This window comes from Bacillus sp. FSL R5-0443, assembly GCF_038608285.1.
Lineage (GTDB): Bacteria > Bacillota > Bacilli > Bacillales > Bacillaceae > Bacillus > Bacillus velezensis.
Window position 1 is genome coordinate 258194 of sequence record NZ_CP152013.1, and the last position, 18108, is coordinate 276301.

The window sequence follows — 18108 nt, forward strand, 5'->3', positions numbered from 1 at the left end:
TTTTGTGAAGAAAAATAGGAAAAAAGTGCGCTTGACGGATGACAAGCCAAAAACAAACAGAGGGGGTTTTCTCCCGGCGGGGCAAGGTTTGTCGAAACAATGTGAAAAATGTCTCCCGCCGTCCATTTTTCAGCCTTACAAACCCTTCACACTTCTTCATAGCGGTTTAACATTTCTTTTTTATAATAAGGGCGATCAATGAGACGAAAGGGGAACTGACATGACACATGACGGCCGTTTAGATGAATGGATCAAGGAATTGGAGAACAAAAGCTTTCAGAACAATACGTTTGACCGACGCGCATTTATACAGGGCGCCGGGAAAATCGCCGGTCTTTCCCTCGGGTTAGCGATCGCGCAATCCATCGGCGCGTTTGAAGTGAATGCCGCTCCGAAATTTTCAAACTATCCGTTCACCCTCGGCGTAGCTTCCGGCGACCCGCTGTCTGACAGCGTCATTCTCTGGACGCGTCTTGCCCCTGACCCGCTGAATGGGGGCGGCATGCCGAAGCAGGCCGTGCCGGTAAAATGGGAAATCGCCGCTGATGAACATTTTCGTCACATCGTCAAACGCGGAACGGAAATGGCCAAGCCGAATCTCGGACACTCCGTCCATGTCGAGGCGGACGGGCTCAAGCCCAATAAAGTGTACTATTACCGGTTTAAAAGCGGGCATGAGCTCAGTCCCGTCGGCCGGACGAAAACGCTGCCCGCTCCCGGCGCTGACGTATCCGCCATGACGTTTGCATTTGCCTCATGCCAGCAGTATGAACACGGCTATTATACGGCGTATAAACATATGGCGAAGGAAAAGCTTGATCTCGTATTCCATCTCGGAGATTACATTTATGAATACGGACCGAACGAATATGTGTCAAAAACGGGAAATGTCAGGACGCACAGCAGCGCTGAAGTGTATACACTGTCAGATTACCGCAACCGTCATGCCCAATACCGCTCTGATGCCAATCTGAAAGCCGCCCACGCCGCATTTCCGTGGGTCGTGACGTGGGACGATCATGAGGTGGAAAACAATTATGCCAATGTTATCCCTGAAAAAGGCCAATCCGTTGAAGCGTTTGTGCTCAGGAGGGCCGCAGCTTACCAGGCTTATTATGAACACATGCCGCTCAGGCGAATGTCATTGCCGAACGGTCCTGATATGCGGCTGTACAGGCAATTTTCTTATGGCAATTTAGCCTCGTTCAATGTGCTTGATACAAGACAGTACAGAGATGATCAGGCCAACGGCGACGGGAATAAGCCGCCTTCTGATGAGTGGAGAGATCCGAAGCGTACATTGATGGGGACAGAACAGGAGCAATGGCTGTTCGGAAATTTAGCCGCTTCAAAAGCGAAGTGGAATGTGCTGGCGCAGCAAATCTTTTTCGCGCAATGGAATTTCGGAACAACCGCCAATCCGATATACAGCATGGATTCATGGGACGGCTACCCGGCTCAGCGGGAGCGGGTCATCAATTTTATAAAAAGCAAAAACCTGAACAATGTCATCGTGCTGACGGGTGATGTTCACGCAAGCTGGGCGTCAAACCTGCATACCGATTTTAATCAAACGAATTCAAAGATTTTCGGAGCCGAATTCGTCGGGACTTCCATTACATCTGGAGGAAACGGAGCGGATAAACGGGCCGATACGGATCAGATCTTAAAACAAAACCCGCATATTAAGTTTTTCAACGATTACCGCGGCTATGTCCGCTGTACGGTGACCCCTGCCCAATGGAGAGCGGATTACAGAGTGGTGCCGTACGTGACGGAGCCGGGGGCTGAGGTATCCACGCGGGCTTCATTCATTTATCAGAAAGACCAGACGGGGATTCGGAAGGTCTCTCAAGCTGCGGTTGCAGGCGGTTTAAAGCAGTCAAACGAGGTGGAAGAGGATCGTTTCTTCGCCCATAACAATGCGCATGAAAAGCAAATGAGAAAGAAACGGGCCAAAATCTCACAATAAGGAGGCACACTCATGTTTTCTAATATCGGCATTCCCGGGTTGATCCTGATCTTCGTCATCGCTCTCATCATTTTCGGGCCTTCAAAGCTTCCGGAAATCGGCCGTGCCGCCGGCCGCACGCTGCTTGAATTTAAAAGCGCCGCAAAAACACTGGTCTCAAATGAAGAGCCGGACAAGCAGACGGCTGAGAAAGACAAAACGGCAGGCTGAATCCTGACATGGGGGCAGACGAATCCGTTTCTGCCTCTTTCTCTATAAGGAGGATGTACGATTGGATAAAAAAGAAACCCACTTGATCGGGCATTTAGAGGAAGTTCGGCAGCGTCTCATTAAAACCGTTATCGCCTTTCTCGTGTTTTTTATCGGCGCCTGCTGGTTTGTGCAGGATATTTATGACTGGCTGATCAAGGATTTGGATGGCAGGCTGGCCGTTTTAGGGCCGAGCGAGATTTTATGGGTGTATATGATGATTGCGGGAATATGCGCCCTTACGGCAACGATTCCGGTTGCCGCTTTTCAGCTCTGGCGTTTTACGGCGCCGGCTTTGACCCCGTTTGAACGCCGCGCCGCTTTGCTTTACATTCCGGGGCTTTCGGTTTTGTTTATTATCGGAATTTCCTTCGGGTATTTTGTGCTGTTTCCGATTGTGCTCGGATTTTTAACACAATTATCCGCCGGCCATTTTGACATGGTATTTACGGCGGACAAGTATTTTACCTTTATGCTGAATCTTACATTGCCGTTCGGATTTTTGTTTGAAATGCCTCTGGCCGTCATGTTTCTGACACGGCTCGGAATCGTGAATCCAACCCGGCTGGCAAAGGCGCGGAAGCTTTCGTATTTTGTGCTGATCGTCGTCTCGGTGCTGATTACGCCTCCGGATTTTATGTCTGACTTTCTCGTCATGATTCCGCTGCTCGTCCTCTATGAAATCAGTGTGACGCTGTCCCGCATCGTTTACCGGAAGAAATGGGCCGAGGCGCCGTCTGCAGCTTAGTGAAGTTCGCCTCCGCCGGTCTCAATATCGTCCTCATGCGCCGCGGCGGTCACCGCGGCGATTTTGAGCGCTTTTGTCACGAGATCCAGGCTGAGGCTCGGCGCAGACTTCTGCAAGGTTTGCTCCGGAATGTACGGGATGTGTATAAACCCGCCGCGGATGTGCGGATGATGGCGGCTGATTTCATCCATCAGCCCGTAAAAGAGGTGATTGCATACAAACGTCCCCGCCGTGTAGGATACAGCCGCGGGAATGCCTTCCTTTTTGATTTCCTCAACGATCCGTTTGATCGGAAGGCCGGTCCAATAGGCCGCGGGACCGTCTTGAGAAATGTTTTCCCCGACAGGCTGGTTTCCTTCGTTATCCGGTATGCGCGCCTCATTGAGATTGATCGCGACCCGTTCCGGCGTGATCTGCATTCTGCCGACTGCCTGTCCGACACAGATGATAATGTCAGGCTGATGTTTTTTGATCGCCTCGCGCAGCACGGCAAGAGACTTATAAAAAACGGTCGGCACTTGTTCAGATACGATAGAGGCGGGGCCCTCAGCGGCACCATTCAGCCGTTTGACCGCTTCCCATGAAGGATTGACCGTTTCCCCGCCGAAGGGGTCAAAGCCTGTCAGCAATACTTTTTTCTCCATATAAAACCCTCCTTTTCTTTTTACCATACTCTATAATGGACATATATTCCTGCCGAAGGGGGAAACATGTCTTGAATTCGCCTCTGGTGCAATACCGATCTTTATTTCCGGCGCTCCGCACACATACGATGCTCGCCAGCTGCTCTCAAAGCGCTCTTGCCCTGCCGGTTTCAAAAGCGATCAATGACTATCAGGAAAGCCTGCTTCAGCATGGCGGAAACTGGGAAGAAGCCATTGGACGAACGGAGCGGGCAAGGTGTGAATTTGCGAAATTGATCGGCGCCCATCCTGAAGAAATCGCCGTTTTACCTTCAGTAACGGCTGCTGTCTCTGCCGTCGTTTCTGCTTTACCGGATTGCCGAAAGAAACAGGCGGTGTATACGGAATTGGATTTTCCGGCGATCGCCCACATTTTGAAGGCACAGACTGAGATGGAGCTTTCAGTCGTGCCGTCTGAAGATGGAATGATCCCGTTAGAGCGGTATGAGACGTACATATCGGAACAGACGCTTTTCACCTGTGTGCCCCATGTGTCCTATACGTCCGGTTTTGTCCAGGATATGAAGCGCATTGCCGAGATATCCGCAAAGAAGGGATCGCTTCTTTTTGTCGATGCTTATCAATCGGCGGGGCACATCCCGATTGATGTAAAAGAATGGGGAGTTGATATGCTGGCCGCGGGTGCGAGAAAGTATATGCTCGGCATACCGGGAACGGCGTTTCTTTATGTCAGAAAGGAACTTGCCGAACGGCTGAAGCCGAAAGTCACCGGATGGTTCGGGCAGCAGCGGGCGTCGATGCTGGATTTAACCCGTTTTTCTTATGCGGACGGAGCCAAACGCTTTGAGACCGGAACCCCGGCATTTATCAGCATATATGCGGCACAGGCGGCATTATCTCTATTAAATGATGCCGGCACAGACCGCATTCACCGGGAAGTAAAAAAACTCAGCACATTTGCGTATGAATACGCTTCTGAAAAAGGGTTGCACCTCACAGGGCCTCCGTCTGCCGATGACAGACCCGGCATGATTTCCATACGGGATGAAAAAGCGGCGGAAACGGCTGCGCTGTTGAGGCGGAAAAACATCGTATGCGCACCCAGCGGACATATCATCCGGCTTTCGCCTCATTTCTATAACACGGCTGACGATCTGATCTATGCGATTGATGAACTGGCTGAAGCGCGCGGTATATAAAAAAACAGCAGACTCACGGGGAGCCTGCTGTTTTCTTATGAGTGATTCACTTTGACCCGTTTCATAAAGAAGGCGCTGATCAAGCCGATAGCGGCGACAATCATCGCGAAGATAAAGGCGTGCTGGACGCCCGCAATCAGCGCGTGAGAGTATGCGGAAGGATCATTCGGGTTTTTCACGGTGCTCATATAATTCTTCTGCCCGGCTGCCATGATGCTGACCGCCACCGCAGTGCCGATTGCGCCGGCCATCTGCTGGAGCGTATTCATAATGGCCGTTCCGTCCGGATAAAATTCCGGCGGCAGCTGGTTTAAGCCGTTCGTTTGCGCCGGCATCATGATCATGGAAATGCCGATCATCAGGCATGTGTGGAGCACGACGATGAGAATGGCCGTTGAAGTGCCGGTAATGTTTGAGAAAAACCAAAGTACGGCTGCCGTGATGACAAACCCGGGAATGACAAGCCACTTCGGTCCGTATTTATCAAACAGGCGCCCCGTCACCGGAGACATAAAGCCGTTTAAAATACCGCCCGGCAGCAGGATGAGCCCGGACGTAAACGCCGTCAGCATCAGTCCGCTTTGTAAATACATTGGCAATAGAAGCATTGTCGATAAGATAACCATCATACAGATAAATACAATCACGACACCGAGAACAAACATCGGATAGCGGAAAGCGCGCAGATTCATCATCGGCTGCTTCATTGTCAGCTGCCTGATGGAAAATAAGATGAGCGCGATCGCACCGACAGTGAGCGAACCGATAACCGTCGGGCTTGACCAGCCGTCTGATCCTTCGCCCGCATTGCTGAATCCGAAGACGATGCCGCCAAACCCGATCGTAGACAGAATAATGGAAAGCACGTCAATTTTCGGTTTTGTAATGTCAGACACGTTCTGCATGTAGGCGATGCCGAATAAAAGAGCCAACACAAGAAACGGCAGGGAAATCCAGAAAATCCAATGCCAGTTCAAATGCTCTAACACGAGCCCTGAAAATGTCGGACCGATCGCAGGAGCGAACATGATGACAAGCCCGATCGTCCCCATCGCCGCTCCGCGCTTATGCGGCGGAAAGATGACGAGGATTGTATTAAACATCAGCGGCAGCAGCAGCCCGGTTCCTAAAGCCTGCACGATTCTCGCCGCCAAAAGAAACGGAAAGCTCGGCGCAAGCGCTGCAATCAGCGTGCCGATAATGGAAAAAGCAAGTGAAACGATAAACAGCTGTCTCGTCGTAAACCATTGCAAAAGCAGACCCGATACCGGGACAAGAATACCGAGAACGAGCAGATAGCCCGTCGTCAGCCACTGGACGGTCGCAGGAGTGATATGTAACTCCTTCATCAGGTCAGTCAGGGCGATATTCAGCGCCGTTTCACTGAACATGCCGATAAACCCTGCCGTCAGTAAAGAAATCATGATCGGCATGACTTTATATTGTTTGGAAGGCTGAGCGTTTTCCAAAATCATTCTCCTCTCTTTCTATACGTACATGTCTCTCGTATTTTATGTCTTCAGCAGGTTCGGGATTTGTTTAGAAATATGGAGGATCGGCATTTTGTCTTTTTTGGCTAAGGACACAATGATGCCGCCTTCTATCATGGCATTTAAAACAGTGCTGATTTCCGCCGCTTTCTCATCAGAAAAACCGGCTGATCTCAATTTGCCCGCGAACAGATTCTCCCATTCCTGATAAGCGCTTTGACAGGCCTGCTGGAGCTTTTCGCTCTTTAAAGCAGTCTCGGCAGCCAGTAAACCGACAGGAAACCCTTCAAAGTTCTCCGGACATGTGAATTGGCTTGATAAGTCCTGTAAAAACGCTTGAATGCTTTCCGCAGGATCAGGATGGGCATCAAGGCTTTCTTTTATTTTCATACGGATATAATGGCTCATTTCATTGACAGCCTCAATGGCGAGCTGCTCTTTGCCGTCCGGAAAATGATAGTAAAGAGAACCTTTCGGCGCACCGCTTTCTTTAATAATCTGATTCAGCCCCGTGCCGTAATACCCCTGAAGCTGAAACAGCCTGGTTGCCGCGGCGAGGATTTTTTCACGAGAATCTCCATAGCTCATAATGTTCCCACCTTACTGATTTTTGACAAATTTAAAATATAGTGACTGGTCTATTATCTTGATTTCACATGACGGTGTCAAGGTTTTTTAACGGTTATTTTCTTCGGGAGGTTGCCTGACAAGCGCGTTGACCGGTGCGAGGAAAATCTTCATAAATAAAGAAAAGGAGGGAAAAGAATGAAAAAACAATTTATGCCCTTCATTACATTTATCACGGCTCTGCTCTTCATCGCGGCCGGCTGCTCCCAATCTCCTCAAGCGAAAGAAACACCGCCCCGGATGGCAGCCGCAGCCCCAGCGAAAAAAGACGGACTTCCGAATGTTAAAATTCTTGCCACCGGCGGCACAATTGCAGGCGCTGCTCCTTCAAAGACGTCCGCTACGGAGTACACGGCGGGGGCAATCGGAGTTGATGCCCTGATTCAGGCCGTTCCGGAGATAAAAGAGGTCGCGCATGTGAGCGGAGAACAGGTTGTGAATATCGGCAGCCAGAATATGAATAACGAGACACTGCTGAAACTTGCAAAACGGGTAAACAAGCTGCTCAAGTCTGATGATACAGACGGCATTGTCATTACACATGGAACAGACACACTTGAGGAAACCGCCTACTTTCTCAATCTGACGGTCAAAAGTGACAAGCCCGTTGTTGTCGCCGGGTCAATGAGGCCGTCCACGGCGATCGGAGCGGACGGGCCGTCCAACTTATATAACGCTGTAAAAACAGCGGCTGCGCCTGATGCGAAAGGCAAGGGGACGCTTGTCGTATTAAATGACAGAATCGCTTCGGCGCGCTATGTGACAAAAACCAATACAACCGCGGCCGACACATTCAAATCGGAAGAAATGGGTTATATCGGAACAATTGCTGATGACATCTATTTTAATAACATCATGACCCGAAAGCATACGAAGGATACAGATTTCAAGATAGATAAACTTGATAAACTGCCGCAGGTCGATATTATATACGGCTATCAAAATGACGGAAGCTATCTCTTTGAAGCTGCCGTAAAATCAGGGGCGCAAGGCATTATTTTTGCAGGCCCGGGAAACGGCTCAATGTCTGATGCGGCGCAAAAAGGCGCCGTAAAGTCGGTCAAAAGCGGGCTGGCGGTCGTCCGCTCCACAAGGACGGGAAACGGAACGGTAACACCTAATCGAGAGTATGAAAAAGACCATTTGACAGCTTCAAACTCTCTCAACCCTCAAAAAGCGCGGATTCTTCTGATGCTTGCGCTGACAAAAACGCATGACCCTAAGCGGATTCAAACCTATTTCAATGAGTACTAGGAGAAGAGAACTGGGTGTTCTCTCCTTTTTTGTTATGCCGTATTAAAGCATAAGCGTGCTTTCGGGAAAGGGGCGTCTTTCTCATTTTTCCGCTCTTTTTTTAATTGTTGAAAACAGTAAAAAATACACTATTTTTTCCTTTTCTTCTCTAATAGAATAAAAACTGCAAAAATATTACATAGCAGGAGGAAAGTTCATGAAACATATAAAAAGCAAAATTCTAGTTGTCCTTACAGTTTGTATGCTGTCCGTCATTTCCGTATTTGCCTTCCAGCCGACCGTATCGAAAGCCTCCTCAGGGCATAACCCTGTTGTCATGGTCCACGGAATCGGCGGGGCGTCCTTTAACTTCGCGGGAATCAAAACATACTTGGCATCCCAAGGCTGGTCAAGAAAAGAGATGTACGCCATCGATTTCTTAGACAAAACCGGAAACAACAGACACAATGCGCCGAGACTGTCCAATTACGTGAAAAAAGTGCTCAGCGAAACAGGTGCGAAAAAAGTCGATATCGTCGCGCACAGCATGGGCGGAGCCAACACGCTCTATTACATTAAAAATCTTGACGGCGGAGACAAAATTGCAAACGTCGTCACACTCGGCGGAGCGAACGGCCTTGTGACCAACCGGGCGCTTCCGGGGACTGATCCGAACCAAAAGATTTTATATACATCGATTTACAGCTCAGCGGACTTAATCGTCCTGAACCCGCTGTCACGGCTGATCGGCGGGAAAAACGTGCAGATTCACGGTGTCGGACACATCGGACTTTTGATGAACAGCCAAGTAAACGGGCTGATTAAAGAAGGTCTGAACGGCGGCGGACAAAATACAAATTAACAGTTTCAAAGCCCCGGAGAATGTGAATATCCCGGGGTCTTTTTTTCTTCCATATTCTTTTTTCGCCGTAAACCAAGCCCTCTGAAGTTATTTTTGTTAAAATAATAAAGTTATATCAGAATTCGGAGGGTTTATTGTGGGAAAAGTGAAAAGAAATGCCCCTTGCCCATGCGGCAGCGGGAAGAAATATAAAAAATGCTGCGGAAGCAAAGAAGCTGCCATTCCGGCAGACATCGCGGCAAAAGAAGCGAAACAGATTCAGGAAAGCCTAATGGAGTACGCCTTTACAGCACATAGAGACGGCATATCATCATTTATTAACCAGCACGCGTTCATTACGGAGCTGGACAGACAGACAAAAGACATCGGAGTCTTCAACCTCGGCATCTGGGGAATTTTCTTCCGTCCGCTGGCAGGCGGCAAGACGATTTTTGAAGAATATCTTCAGAAAAAAGCCGGCGGCATCAACCGCCCGAAAACACGGGAAATCGTTGAATCATGGAAAAGCATGACACCTGCCGTTATGGTGCTTGAAGATGTGAGAGAAGGAATGATTCACTTTGAAGATGTGATGACGAAAAAACAATTCAAAGTGGAAATGGACGTCAGCCAGCAGGATCTTCCGCCGGCGGGAAGCCTGATTCTCGGCTATCCGATCCACGAAGCGGAAAAAGCGGAGTTCTTCATGCAATTTACGATCTTCCCTGTGAAGCGGGCCGAAGCTCTAATCAGCAAAGTGAAAAAGGCGGCTGCCCCGGCTCTTGCGGAAGGAAAATCGCCTGAGCGCTTTATGCAGGAAAACTTCGACATTGTGCTGGCCGCTCTTTTAGGAACGGCGGAAGAGCCTGAGCAGGCTGCTGAAGAAAAACAGACAGAGTGGGCCAACGACATGGAGAAGGAAACGGCAGACGCCATTGAAAAAGGCCTGAGCGGGGATGAATACCCGGCTGAGCTGGTTCCGGCCGTAATTGATCTGTGGAAAACGTTCTGTATCAAAAAAACACCGACGATCAGAAAGCCTGAAGCTTTCGCGGCGGCGGTCGAATATTACGTAAACAGCATTTCTCTGAACGGCGCGTCCGTTTCTCAAGCCAAGCTGGCGAAGAAGTACGGCGTCAGCGCCTCAACGATTTCCAGCCGCTATAAGGAAATCGAGGGTGCTCTCACGGATGAAGCCGAACGCTTCGCCGCAGCTCTGACATCTTAATACACAGCCAAAAAAACCTTGAAGGGCAAACGCTTTTCAAGGTTTTTTTTGCAGATAGGCTCTCAGGCAGGATAATTCTTACCGTCTATCTAATACTAAACAGAGCGATAAAAGGAAGGGAGCCTGAGCCATGGATGAGACACGTACGCTGGGCAGGACGGATTTACGGGTAAAGCGTATCGGTTTTGGCGCAAATGCGGTCGGAGGACATAATCTGTTTCCGAATCTTAATGATGAAACGGGAAAAGAACTCATCCGCACAGCATTGGACGGCGGCGTCAATTTTATTGATACGGCGTTTATATACGGTTTGGGGCGTTCCGAAGAGTTAATCGGTGAAGTTGTCGGAGAGCGCGGCGTGCGGGACAGCCTCGTGATTGCGTCAAAAGGCGCGCACAAAGAGGTCAACGGACAAATCGAGCTGGACAACAGCCGTGAATTTCTCCGGAGTGAGGCGGAAAACAGCCTGAAGCGGCTGAAAACAGACGTGATTGATTTGTATTACGTCCACTTCCCTGACGGCAAAACACCGCTCTCCGAAGTGGCGGGCACGCTAAAAGAACTGAAGGACGAAGGGAAAATCAGAGCAATCGGCGCGTCCAATCTCAGCTTCCGGCAATTGCAGGAGTTTAACGCCGACGGCTATTTAGAGGTTTTTCAATCGGAATATTCACTGATTCAGCGTGAGGCGGAGCATGATCTGCTGCCTTATTGTGAAAAGAACGGCATTTCCTTTATTCCTTATTTTCCGCTTGCTTCCGGCTTGCTGACGGGAAAGTTTACAAAAGACACAGTCTTTGAGGACAGCCGAAAGAACAGGCCGCCGTTTCAGGGAGAAGCTTTTCACCAAAATCTGGAGCGAGTGGATAAGCTTCGGGCCGTTGCGGAGGAAAAAGGGGCGCAGACAGCGCATATCGCACTCGCATGGCTTCTGTCGCAGCCGGCGGTGGATGCGATCATTCCCGGAGCCAAACGCCCCGACCAGCTGAAACACAATCTGGACGCGCTTAATGTGCAGTTAACCGAGGATGAGGTTCAATATATCAGTGACATCTTTAAGTGAAAATAAAAAAAGGAAATAGCCTGCGCTATTTCCTTTCTTGTTGTCAGGACGTTTTCAAAAACGCTTCTGTCAATCCTTCCAGATCGGCGTCTGTATCCAGATACCACTGGCCGCGGGCGTTTTTCTTCATCTCGATTTCTCTTGTAACAGAAGAAGAAGCCGGTTTCAGGCGCATAAACTCTTCTGGATAGACAGAAAGCAGGTGGCTGACAATTTCGTTTTCATCAGCATCAGGGTGCTTTCCGGCATAGTCTTGCACGCGGTCTTGCAGCTGGCCCGCAAGCGGAGACATATCAAGCGGCGTCACTTTTGCTTCAAGGACGGCTTTTTTGCCTGACATGGATTTGGTATGCACCTTGAGCTCTGTGTTATCCCGAAGCGCTGATGACATGGCGTCAATAATAGCGGAAATGGATTTTGAATCCGCCTGTTCTTGTGAAATGCCTGCAGAAGCGATAAAGCTGGCTTTCGCCGATTCCTGATATGCGGCGGCCGTCATTTTTTCATTTACACCGGTCAGGCGGGTGAAATCTTTATTGTGCTTGCCGTACAGCATCACATCAATGTATGCGGATAATGCGTCCGCTGGGTCAGGTTTTGCGTTGGAGGCTGTGCCTTTGACTTTCAGTTTATAAGATAAAGGCTTCGCGTCTTTTGCCTGCGGCTGATATACCAATTCATAGGATTTGCCTTCGTCAGCCGTGAAGTACAGATTGCCCGTCACTGTCTTACCCGCATGAAGCGTGCCGCTCTGCATCAAGTCTTCCTTATCGGCCTTGGCTGTTTTCGCGTCATCCTGATAAAGCGAGAAGTCGCTGCTTTTGACGGTAAGCGGGTCTTTGCCCGTATTTTTGACGGTGACCGTTACTTTCAGCGCGGCCGGATGTTCAGTATCGTCTGAAGCGGCCCATGCCGTCTCTTTTATTTTCACTTTCGCCGTGCTGCTTTCCTGGCCGCCGCTCGTTTCGCTGCTGCACGCGGCGGTAAATGCCGTGAGAAGCAGAATGAAAAACACGGCGCTCATTTTTTTGATGGACATCTGGTTTACCCCCTGTTGTTAATGATTAATTCGATAGTCATGAAGACGGACAGGTTAATTATACTAGTTTTGTATAAAAGAGTCTTGGTAATCATCAATCTTTTTGGAAGAAAAGGAAGTGTTATGATGAATAAAGAAGAATTGAAACAGCTGGCTCTCCGAATCGGAAACGTACCTGCCCGCTACGAGAGTAATGTGGAAGAATACCGGGAAGATGAGGTTCTGTTTTGGTGGGAAGATAAGAATGATCCGGAAGCCGGCATCATGGTCGAATTAGACCGGGACGGAAAACTGAAATACTTATCCCGTGCGGCTTTCCAGACTGATCTGCCGGCTCTTTCGGAATCGGACATAAAAAAACGGATGCGGGCGTTTTTAGAAACCCATCGTCCTGGGGCATTGGCTGAGTTCGAATTGGAAAACAGCGGCTCCGCCAATGATGGCGATGTGAGATATTCCTATGTTCAGATGGCTGACGGTCTGCTGCTTCCGCTGACCGGGTTTTACATCGACCTGGCTGTGACAGGGGAAGTAACCGGCTTTTCTTACCATGGGAAGGCCGATGATCTGTTAAGACCGGAGACAATTGCGGACAAGCGGGAAGCATTGGCTCACTTTGTCAAACATATTGAAGCAGAGCTGTTGTTCACCGTCCTGCATCAGTCCGTCTATGTGCAGGGGGATGACAAGCCCCATCTCGTCTATGAAATCGTGTCTCCGACGCGGCCGATATCGGCCGACCTGAAGGAAGAGAATGCAGAATTAGACGAATATGAAGAGCTGGAAGACGACACGCGGCCGTATGTCCCGATTTCGCGCCCTGCACCTGAAGCGGAAAAGATGAGCATCAATGACATGATCGGGCTGCACGACGGTTTTTATAAAGAGAGGGAAAGCGACCTTGGAGAGGGCCGTATCGGCATTGCCTGGCGTCCTGAAAAAACAAAATCCGCACGGGAAGATAAAAGCTTTGAAAGTCTGTTTAAAGAACGGAATGAACACGTATTGAAAACAATGCATGATAAAGAATCGGGCCGGCTCACCGGGGCGATGTCATTTATAAAGGTTGAAGGCGAACCGGTGTTTTCCGAGGAAGAATGCCATCACATGGCCATCCGCTTTTTATTCGCCATGTTTCCGGAAGCGGATCAGTATTTCCGGGTTCAATATGATGAGCCGGATGATGAAGGAGAAAACGTGGGACTTACATATAAGGCTTGTTCGGGCGGCGTTGATTTGCGATTCGGAGAGGGGAGAATCTGTGTCAGCAAAAAGACGGGTCTTGTCACTTTTTATATGCCGCCGGAAATTGATCCGAAAGAGCTCCAGGAAATCGATCCCGTTCCTTCATTGACAATGGAAGAGGCGAAAGACGCGATCCGCCGGGCCATCAAAGCCGAGCTCGCTTGGGATCGTTGTTACGATGACGACAGCTGCGGAAAAGTGTACAGGCTCGTATACAAGCCGGTTTTCCCGCTGTTTATTGAGGCTCATACAGGGGAAGCGATCACGAGTTTAATAGGCTGAAGGTCATGGGCGTTCGTCCCGGGGCTTTCGCGGGGAATGTGACATTTGTATGAAAAAGAGCCGCTCTGAATACGGCTCTTTTCCCTCTTTGCTAAAAATAGACACATAAAAGGCACTTTCTTCCCTTTAAAAGGATAAGGACGTTTTTATATAATAAAAAACAGTTCTTTTTTATACACTCTTCTGAAAGGATGACCCCATTGCTGAAAGAACATCTGAGAAAAAAAGCGCTGGAAATCGGGAACATACCGCCGGACTATGAGCTTGAAATAGAAGATTATGATGAAAAACAAAAAACGAAAGCCTATTATATATGGAAAGATCGTAACCAGCCGGATAAAACGGTCACGATTGAGCTGGGCGACGACGGATCTTTGCTTACCTATTCACGCAACGACTGTCCGAGTTCAGACATGCAGCTGTCAGACGCCGAATTAAAGCTGACGGCTCTTCGGTTTGCGGCGAGACACCGCCCGCTTACTTTTATGAATTTCATCTTTCAGGCGAGGGAAGAACGCAATGGGTGCATCCGATTTATCTATACAAAAAAAGTGCTCGGCCGGCCGCTTCCCGATTCAGGTTTTTTCGTTGATGTAAGCAGGAGCGGCTTCGTCGTGCAGTTTATCTATTACGGGGATAAGGGTGAAGCGCCCGTCCCGGAAACATTCGTCGATCGGGAAAAAGTCGTCTCGCATTACATGAGTGTGCTGACATTCTGTCTCGTCTATGATGTGGTCAATTTTGAGAAAATACCGCGTCTCGTCTATGAACCGATTCTGCCGGCTTACAGCTATCCGGCCGGTGAAGATGATATCGTGCCGGATCAGCAGCTTTGCGAAGACAGGAATGAGCCGGCAAAACCGCTTCCCGCGTTTGAACATAAACGGGAAATCAGCCTGGATGAATTAATGGGGTTTACCTCGGATATGGTTCAGACGCGCCGGCGCGATCTCGGGGATGAGATCGGAACGACATGGCGGAAAGGGTCGGTTCCGGAACGGAAAGATTTGAGTATCGAAAGCTATTTTGAAAGCAGCAACAAAAATACAATGAAGATGAAAACGGACAAAAAGACAGGGAAAATGACAGCCTTTAAATCCTTTATTGAGCATCAGGGCCCGGCCTTTTATTCTGCGGAAGAGTGTGAGGCCGTCGCGCTTCAATTTTTATACAAGCTTTATCCGAGAGCGGACGAGTTTTTTAAAATGAACCCGCTGAAAACGGACGGAAGGGGCAGGTTCCGCTTCCATTTTTCCATATGGCATCAGGATATTCCGCTGCGGTTCGGCGCTGCGAGAATACTTGTCAGTCCCGTAACGGGGCTTGTGGAAGCTTACATGGCGCCTGACATTGACCCGGAGCAGCTGGAGAAGATCAATCCGGTGCCGGCCGTTACTCCCGAAGAAGCAAAGGCCGCTTTTTTATCCGATTTCCATCTGCGGCTGGAGTGGCAGCGCGATTTTACGCCGTCCGGCAATGAAGGATATAAGCTTGTGTACAGGCCTGTCTATCCTCCGTACATTGATGCGCAAAAGCGAAAAAAGAAAAGGTTTTATTAGCCAGGGATCATTTGTAAATGAGGATAATCTTTAAAGCCTCTCCAATCGCCTCCCCAATCAAAACCGAGCGTTTTGGCAATCGATACGACCTCAAGCCAATCGGGCGTGCCGTTTCGGTTACCGTCGTACGTCATATCCCAAATCAGGCTTCCATCCTTTTTTTGCAGGGCGAAGTCGATCGCAAGGCCGTAATTGTGGTAAGATTCCCCGCCTTTTGCGTAGGTGACGATATTTCCTTTTTTTGAACGTCCTTGACGGTACAATTCGTTTTGTTCCTCAATTGATCTGAAACCCTCTGTGATAACGACGGTGATGCCTTTTTTCAGAGCGGCCGTCTGCAATAGCTCCGCATTCTGTTTCACGAGCGGATGAAGAGCGCTTGGAATGGCTCTGTCTTGTAATGCCGTCTGCGGCCTCAATTCTTTCTGCACATAGGAAAAACATAGGTCTGCGGAAAAGAAGAGGATCAAAAGCAGTGCAATTCTGACTGGTCGTTTCATGGTGAATTCTCTCTTTCTTTAATTGATTAAAATCTTTGTTTGCTCACTGCCATAAATTTGCTATGATAAAATATAACATAATTAGTAGCCGGAGGAAGGAGGCAAATCTATGAAATCCAAGATTCCATCTGAAGAAGTGGCCGTAAAGATGAATGAATGGTATAAGCTGATCCGCGCGTTTGAAGCCGATCAAGCTGAAGCGCTGAAGCGGGAGATTCAATATGAACTCGAAGATATGGAAGAGAACCAGGATTTATTGTTGTATTTTTCATTGATGGAATTTCGGCACCGCATCATGCTGGATAAATTAAAACCCATGAAAGACGGCGACTGCCAGCCTCCGTTCTCTGAAATGCTCACTGAGATTGAGATGAACCAGCAAAAGCTGACCGGCTTACTGGAATATTATTTTTACTATTTCAGGGGAATGTATGAATTTAAGCAGAAAAACTTCATCTCAGCGATTTCTCATTATAAGCGGGCTGAGGAAAAGCTTGAATATGTGGAAGATGACATAGAGAAAGCCGAGTTTCTGTATAAAATTTCTGAGGTGTACTATCATATCAAGCAGACTTTCTTTTCGATGAATTACGCGGGGCAGGCGCTTGATATTTACAAGAAATATGAATTATACGGAATGAGAAGGGTGCAGTGCAAATTTATCATTGCCGGAAATCTGATGGACGCCCAGCAGCATAAAAAAGCGCTGGAATACCTCGAATGCGCCTTGGAACACGCGGAGCGGCTTGATGATCAATATATGATTGCTGCGGCCTATTATAATATCGGGCACTGTATGTACAGTCTGGGTGACTTTTGCAAGGCGGCGGAGGATTTTGAACGGGCGGCTGCCGGATTTGAAGCACACAGCTTCCGGCAGGTCATCCAGGCTGTTTTTTCACTCACGCATATCTACTTTAAAACGGAAAAATACAGTGAAGCCGCCGCCAGCTGCGTGCGGGGCATGAGAAGCGCGGCGGAGTGGGAAGATGAGATCTATATGACGAAATTCCGTCTGATTAAAGAGCTTTATCAGGGGGAAGGCGGACAGGATTCGCTCAAAGAGTATTTTGACATTCTGGAATCAAAAGAGCTGTTGGCTGACACAGAGGAACTGCTTCAGGACGCGGCTCATTTCTTTCATAAACGGGAGAACTACAAAGCGGCATCTTATTTTTTCAGCAGGCTTGTCGGCGTGCAAAAAAGGCTGCAAATGAACAACTACGCATAATGAAAAAAAGAACGAGGGAGCTTCGGCTTCATCGTTCTTTTTATGATCTCTTTTGTTTTCAGCCGATTAAAACCGGGTACATGCTCTGTATTAACATCAGGGAGGAAAAGAGACAATGTATCAGGATTTACAGGGGAAAACAGCAATCGTAACAGGTTCTTCGAAAGGAATCGGAAAAGCCATTGCCGAACGCTTCGGCAAGGAGCGGATGAATGTGGTTGTGAACTACCTCGGTGATTCCGCCGGAGCGGAAGAAGCGGCGGACATCATTGAGAAAGCGGGAGGCAGAGCCGTCACCGTAAAAGCCGATGTATCCTCAGAAGAAGGGATTCAGGCGCTGTTTGATGCCGCCCAGGAGCATTTCGGGGGTGTGGACGTGATGGTCAACAATTCCGGCTTTAACGGGGCCGAAGCGATGCCCCATGAAATGAGCCTGGAGGATTGGCAAAGGGTCATCGACGTCAACGTGACCGGCACCTTTTTGGGGGCGAAAGCGGCACTGAAACATATGCTCGATCGCGGCAAAAAAGGAACGGTCTTAAACATATCGAGCGTTCATCAGCAAATACCGCGTCCTGAAAACGTGCAGTACTCGGCATCCAAAGGCGGGATCAAAATGATGACGGAAACGATGGCGCTCAATTACGCAGACAAAGGCATCCGGGTGAATGCCATCGCTCCCGGCACGATCGCCACGGAGTCCAATAAGGATCTGGAAGATGAAACACATAAACAGGCCCAGCTGAAAAAAATTCCGATGAACGCCTTCGGAAAACCGGAAGAAGTCGCCGCGGCCGCCGCATGGATGGTGTCGGAAGAAGCGAGTTACGTAACCGGAACGACACTTTTCGTCGACGGAGGCATGACGCTTTATCCGTCTCAGCTGGAAAGTTAAAAGAGGAGGGGAAACCTTCTCTTTTTTGTTTAGGGAAGGATTATAAAGGAAATGGTTCTCTAA

At 49.0% G+C, this 18108-nt stretch carries 17 protein-coding genes; 12 read left to right on the forward strand and 5 right to left on the reverse strand.

Annotated elements, in window-relative coordinates:
- The first annotated feature begins 220 nt into the window (after positions 1 to 220).
- The 3 genes from NYE28_RS01455 to tatC all read left to right on the forward strand — a co-directional run bounded on the left by NYE28_RS01455 (position 221) and on the right by tatC (position 2969).
- Entirely contained in the window at positions 221 to 1972 is a 1752-nt protein-coding gene (locus NYE28_RS01455; RefSeq protein ID WP_014304274.1) for an alkaline phosphatase, read from the forward strand.
- A gap of 12 nt (positions 1973 to 1984) precedes the next feature.
- Positions 1985 to 2182, forward strand: coding sequence for a twin-arginine translocase TatA/TatE family subunit (locus tag NYE28_RS01460; RefSeq protein ID WP_003156681.1), 198 nt, complete (start codon positions 1985 to 1987; stop codon positions 2180 to 2182).
- 61 nt (positions 2183 to 2243) lie between these two features.
- Positions 2244 to 2969: a twin-arginine translocase subunit TatC gene (tatC, locus tag NYE28_RS01465; protein ID WP_007409026.1), complete on the forward strand. Its 726-nt coding sequence runs from the start codon at positions 2244 to 2246 to the stop codon at positions 2967 to 2969.
- On the opposite strand, the gene pcp is transcribed toward tatC, so the two are convergent.
- A complete protein-coding gene (pcp, locus tag NYE28_RS01470; protein WP_337681217.1) occupies positions 2966 to 3613 on the reverse strand; it encodes a pyroglutamyl-peptidase I in 648 nt (215 codons plus the stop codon). The genes tatC and pcp overlap by 4 nt on opposite strands.
- A gap of 71 nt (positions 3614 to 3684) precedes the next feature.
- Here pcp and NYE28_RS01475 point away from each other — a divergent pair, with 71 nt between their 5' ends.
- Positions 3685 to 4812 (forward strand): aminotransferase class V-fold PLP-dependent enzyme, encoded by a 1128-nt coding sequence (locus NYE28_RS01475; RefSeq protein WP_342490261.1) that lies wholly within the window; start codon positions 3685 to 3687, stop codon positions 4810 to 4812.
- Between the two features lie 35 nt (positions 4813 to 4847).
- Here the strand turns inward: NYE28_RS01475 and lmr(B) are convergent, their stop codons facing one another.
- Positions 4848 to 6287 carry a lincomycin efflux MFS transporter Lmr(B) gene (gene lmr(B), locus NYE28_RS01480; RefSeq protein ID WP_038455963.1) on the reverse strand — a complete coding sequence of 480 codons (1440 nt, stop codon included), beginning with the start codon at positions 6285 to 6287 and terminating at the stop codon, positions 4848 to 4850.
- 36 nt (positions 6288 to 6323) lie between these two features.
- Positions 6324 to 6890 carry a TetR/AcrR family transcriptional regulator gene (locus NYE28_RS01485; RefSeq protein ID WP_007409030.1) on the reverse strand — a complete coding sequence of 189 codons (567 nt, stop codon included), beginning with the start codon at positions 6888 to 6890 and terminating at the stop codon, positions 6324 to 6326.
- Between the two features lie 177 nt (positions 6891 to 7067).
- Here NYE28_RS01485 and NYE28_RS01490 point away from each other — a divergent pair, with 177 nt between their 5' ends.
- The 4 genes from NYE28_RS01490 to NYE28_RS01505 all read left to right on the forward strand — a co-directional run bounded on the left by NYE28_RS01490 (position 7068) and on the right by NYE28_RS01505 (position 11294).
- Positions 7068 to 8183: a type II asparaginase gene (locus NYE28_RS01490; protein WP_011996274.1), complete on the forward strand. Its 1116-nt coding sequence runs from the start codon at positions 7068 to 7070 to the stop codon at positions 8181 to 8183.
- A 196-nt stretch (positions 8184 to 8379) separates the two neighbouring features.
- Positions 8380 to 9024: a triacylglycerol lipase gene (locus NYE28_RS01495; protein ID WP_025284183.1), complete on the forward strand. Its 645-nt coding sequence runs from the start codon at positions 8380 to 8382 to the stop codon at positions 9022 to 9024.
- A 136-nt stretch (positions 9025 to 9160) separates the two neighbouring features.
- On the forward strand, positions 9161 to 10231 hold the full coding sequence (locus NYE28_RS01500; RefSeq protein ID WP_308973414.1) for a helix-turn-helix domain-containing protein: 1071 nt from the start codon (positions 9161 to 9163) through the stop codon (positions 10229 to 10231).
- Positions 10232 to 10361: 130 nt separating this feature from the next.
- A complete protein-coding gene (locus NYE28_RS01505) occupies positions 10362 to 11294 on the forward strand; it encodes an aldo/keto reductase (RefSeq protein WP_257726585.1) in 933 nt (310 codons plus the stop codon).
- A 43-nt stretch (positions 11295 to 11337) separates the two neighbouring features.
- Here the strand turns inward: NYE28_RS01505 and NYE28_RS01510 are convergent, their stop codons facing one another.
- The gene (locus tag NYE28_RS01510; protein WP_025284186.1) at positions 11338 to 12333 is read right to left on the reverse strand and encodes a DUF5105 domain-containing protein; all 996 of its coding nucleotides are present in this window, start codon (positions 12331 to 12333) and stop codon (positions 11338 to 11340) included.
- Between the two features lie 126 nt (positions 12334 to 12459).
- On the opposite strand from NYE28_RS01510, the gene NYE28_RS01515 reads away from it, so the two are divergent.
- Together NYE28_RS01515 and NYE28_RS01520 are read left to right on the forward strand one after the other, a co-directional pair.
- On the forward strand, positions 12460 to 13860 hold the full coding sequence (locus NYE28_RS01515; RefSeq protein WP_094031473.1) for a YcdB/YcdC domain-containing protein: 1401 nt from the start codon (positions 12460 to 12462) through the stop codon (positions 13858 to 13860).
- Between the two features lie 200 nt (positions 13861 to 14060).
- The gene (locus NYE28_RS01520; protein ID WP_043021503.1) at positions 14061 to 15419 is read left to right on the forward strand and encodes a YcdB/YcdC domain-containing protein; all 1359 of its coding nucleotides are present in this window, start codon (positions 14061 to 14063) and stop codon (positions 15417 to 15419) included.
- On the opposite strand, the gene NYE28_RS01525 is transcribed toward NYE28_RS01520, so the two are convergent.
- A complete protein-coding gene (locus NYE28_RS01525) occupies positions 15416 to 15919 on the reverse strand; it encodes a M15 family metallopeptidase (protein ID WP_011996280.1) in 504 nt (167 codons plus the stop codon). The two genes, NYE28_RS01520 and NYE28_RS01525, sit on opposite strands and share 4 nt — an antisense overlap.
- 109 nt (positions 15920 to 16028) lie before the next feature.
- Between NYE28_RS01525 and NYE28_RS01530 the strand changes: the two genes are divergently transcribed.
- Complete coding sequence (locus NYE28_RS01530; protein ID WP_094031474.1) at positions 16029 to 17150, forward strand: Rap family tetratricopeptide repeat protein; 1122 nt, start codon at positions 16029 to 16031, stop codon at positions 17148 to 17150.
- A gap of 115 nt (positions 17151 to 17265) precedes the next feature.
- Positions 17266 to 18045 carry a glucose 1-dehydrogenase gene (locus tag NYE28_RS01535; RefSeq protein ID WP_094032899.1) on the forward strand — a complete coding sequence of 260 codons (780 nt, stop codon included), beginning with the start codon at positions 17266 to 17268 and terminating at the stop codon, positions 18043 to 18045.
- Positions 18046 to 18108: the final 63 nt, after the last annotated feature.

Bases quoted from the DNA above. Each gene is read 5' to 3' on its own strand.
- NYE28_RS01455 (WP_014304274.1), top strand. From the start codon at position 221: ATGACACATGACGGCCGTTTAGATGAATGGATCAAGGAATTGGAGAAC.
- NYE28_RS01460 (WP_003156681.1), top strand. From the start codon at position 1,985: ATGTTTTCTAATATCGGCATTCCCGGGTTGATCCTGATCTTCGTCATC.
- pcp (WP_337681217.1), bottom strand. From the start codon at position 3,613: ATGGAGAAAAAAGTATTGCTGACAGGCTTTGACCCCTTCGGCGGGGAA.
- NYE28_RS01485 (WP_007409030.1), bottom strand. From the start codon at position 6,890: ATGAGCTATGGAGATTCTCGTGAAAAAATCCTCGCCGCGGCAACCAGG.
- NYE28_RS01490 (WP_011996274.1), top strand. From the start codon at position 7,068: ATGAAAAAACAATTTATGCCCTTCATTACATTTATCACGGCTCTGCTC.
- NYE28_RS01495 (WP_025284183.1), top strand. From the start codon at position 8,380: ATGAAACATATAAAAAGCAAAATTCTAGTTGTCCTTACAGTTTGTATG.
- NYE28_RS01505 (WP_257726585.1), top strand. From the start codon at position 10,362: ATGGATGAGACACGTACGCTGGGCAGGACGGATTTACGGGTAAAGCGT.
- NYE28_RS01510 (WP_025284186.1), bottom strand. From the start codon at position 12,333: ATGTCCATCAAAAAAATGAGCGCCGTGTTTTTCATTCTGCTTCTCACG.
- NYE28_RS01515 (WP_094031473.1), top strand. From the start codon at position 12,460: ATGAATAAAGAAGAATTGAAACAGCTGGCTCTCCGAATCGGAAACGTA.
- NYE28_RS01525 (WP_011996280.1), bottom strand. From the start codon at position 15,919: ATGAAACGACCAGTCAGAATTGCACTGCTTTTGATCCTCTTCTTTTCC.
- NYE28_RS01530 (WP_094031474.1), top strand. From the start codon at position 16,029: ATGAAATCCAAGATTCCATCTGAAGAAGTGGCCGTAAAGATGAATGAA.
- NYE28_RS01535 (WP_094032899.1), top strand. From the start codon at position 17,266: ATGTATCAGGATTTACAGGGGAAAACAGCAATCGTAACAGGTTCTTCG.